Origin of the sequence: Photorhabdus africana, from assembly GCF_035181445.1 — a bacterium.
Lineage (GTDB): Bacteria > Pseudomonadota > Gammaproteobacteria > Enterobacterales > Enterobacteriaceae > Photorhabdus > Photorhabdus laumondii.
Window position 1 is genome coordinate 1 of sequence record NZ_JAXBVE010000104.1, and the last position, 2632, is coordinate 2632.

The window sequence follows — 2632 nt, forward strand, 5'->3', positions numbered from 1 at the left end:
TATGGTTAAAACTATGGTTAAAACTATGGTTAAAACTATGGTTAAAACTATGGTTAAAACTATGGTTAAAACTATGGTTAAAACTATGGTTAAAACTATGGTTAAAACTATGGTTAAAACTATCGTTAAAACTATCGTTAAAACTATCGTTAAAACTATCGTTAAAACTATCGTTAAAACTATCGTTAAAACTTTATACCGATTAACCCAAGAGTTAAGAAAATGATTTTTAATAACAGCCTAAAGCCTACCTATTATAATGCCATCAGTGAAAAATTGAAAACAAAAATTTATTTTATTAATGCTTATGTCTCCTCGGAAAAACGGATAAATAAAAACATGAATAAGTTAATCAGATAATTTTTTTCAAAAGGAATCACCTTTAATAAAGCCTTAAACCAAAGAATAAACTTTTTCATAAACCAATTAAATTATCAATCATGAAAAACACCCCCCTAAAATAAATGATTTAACGACATACGGATTAAATTACTTTCAGCGTTATTATTTTACATTTATTATATAAAACCGTGATAGCTTAAACCAGCTTTACACTGTTTTAGCCCATCTAATAACATCTCTCTTTTACTGTTTAATTTAAACCATTCTTCTTTTTATACCGTCAGTATGATTTAACGCTAAAATCAATTTAATATCATTATTTTTACGAGTTGTTTTCACTCGCTGTTAACGGTTAAACACCTGTTTAACCGTTATCACATTTCTGACTTATTAATCCTAAAAACTTTTAACCTTTGTTGATAGAATAAAGCGTTATTAAGCATTAAAGAAAAGCTAATTAACCAACAACACGTTATTAAAAATTTTCGATGACTTAAGAATATCCCTTATTTTAAAAATGGATTAACATAGATATCAGGTTTAGCATTTCTTAACAACGGTTTTGAGGTATGACTCAATCCTTCTGCCAGATTCTTGGCACCTTCTTTAATGCCTGAATTGCCATCGGGTCACTAAAGGTTTTATCCAGCGTTATAGCCGCCAGTTCTGCTGCTTTGGAAAGTAAAACGCCTTATGAAGCTTTCGTTGAAAAAATGAGAGTTTAAAAATGCTTTGTCAGGCGGAACCAGAGATCCCACATCTGAGGATCTCTGTCTATTTCAGTACAATACCCTGTTTTACCTCCAGCACGATATCGCATCCAGTTTACTGCGCTGTACTTGAATATCATCGCCGTTATTTTGAGCCTATGTATCTCCCGTTCCAATGATACGGATATTGTGCTCGACGTTCACTCAACACAAGCAAGAAAACTATGAATACATCCTAGGAAAATATTCATTAATTTTATCATTATCCAACAATCGATCTTTTGTAAAATCTAACGTATAAGAAACAGCAATTCCTTTACGTAACGGTTCAGGGAAATCTTCAATAGTGGCATAAATAGTAGGGATTAAATAACGAAAATAGTCTCCCATTTTCGTTTCACCATCATAACCTACTGGGACATCTTGGCCGGGGTTACTTCCTTCAATGCCGTGATAAATGAAAAACCCTTTTCTCGCAGGAAGATTAATCTCATCCAAGTCCTCTGACTGCTGAGCTAAATGAACCCATTTTTCCACATCACCTTTACAATTAGCATCTTGATGTACAAGAGAAGAATATAAGTCTAATACTGTTTGCCCATTTTTATGATCGGGGTAAATTGTATATTTTTCCGATTCCTCCCATTTGTATTCATTAAGCTCAGTCAATATATTTCCAAAATTACTCATACGTAACAAAGCATTAGGTAGCCATCCCCAGCAGTTATTTACCATAACTGCAATTTTTCCCTGTTTATCCATTGCAAACCAAGTGAAAATGGTTCCAAAACCCGGCTCCCATGATTCATTTAATACATTCATTATTGCCTCTCTTTTGTCCATGTGATTTCACAATTTTCGCATGGTGCTTTAATTACTTTGCTGGAATCAATATTACCTTTTTCTTTTATAACAGCCAAAGGTCTAACTGCCTGAGTGAATTTAACATCTTCCGGTCTAGAACCTTGCCTAATCAATTGATCCGCAGCAGAAACCTCAGCACAGGAGCCAACCTTGTTTTTACAGTAGTTGGTAAATTCTCCGATTTTTACACCTAATTTATTTTCAATATAGTTAATAGTTGTAGGATGTAAATTTTCTGCCATAATTTTTCCATTACTTGACCCAACGGAGACTTTACCTGTTACAGAATCAAAAGCCCCAACCATCATTGCAACGTCTGCTGCTTTTGTCTTAGACGGAAACTTATTTATTTCATCGACTAGAGCCTGTTTAGCTAAATTATGTAACTTTTCATTTCCTATCAAACTAGCTACAGCATCAGTATCAGGCTTAGCATTTTTTAACAGCGGGTTTGAGGTATGACTCAATCCTTCTGCCAGATTCTTGGCACCTTCTTTGGTGCTACCTAATACTTTTACCGTTCCCGCAGCCAAAACACCGGTCCCAACCGCCGCTTCTGGCGCAACCGCATCAGCGACAAAAATACCCACGTTATTCAGGCACAACGCCGGATTGGTTTTACAGCCTTCAAGCGCAACACGCCCTGCCGTTGCCATTTCAGCCGAGGCGGCAATCAGTATCTGGCCGCCATAAACCAGCGCATAACCGCCCGCCGC

2 protein-coding genes and 1 pseudogene are annotated in these 2632 nt (G+C 35.6%); 1 reads left to right on the forward strand and 2 read right to left on the reverse strand.

The annotated features are described in order from the left end of the window. Positions 1-226, forward strand: a 226-nt coding sequence (locus tag SLS51_RS22800) for a hypothetical protein (RefSeq protein ID WP_323840778.1), incomplete at its 5' end; no start/stop codon positions are given. Between the two features lie 1048 nt (positions 227-1274). Here the strand turns inward: SLS51_RS22800 and SLS51_RS22805 are convergent. Together SLS51_RS22805 and SLS51_RS22810 are read right to left on the reverse strand one after the other, a co-directional pair. Beyond that, positions 1275-1874, reverse strand: coding sequence for a hypothetical protein (locus tag SLS51_RS22805; RefSeq protein WP_323840779.1), 600 nt, complete (start codon positions 1872-1874; stop codon positions 1275-1277). After that, positions 1874-2632 (reverse strand): annotated as a pseudogene (locus tag SLS51_RS22810) (hypothetical protein); the annotation flags it as partial. The pseudogene SLS51_RS22810 and the gene SLS51_RS22805, both read right to left, overlap by 1 nt.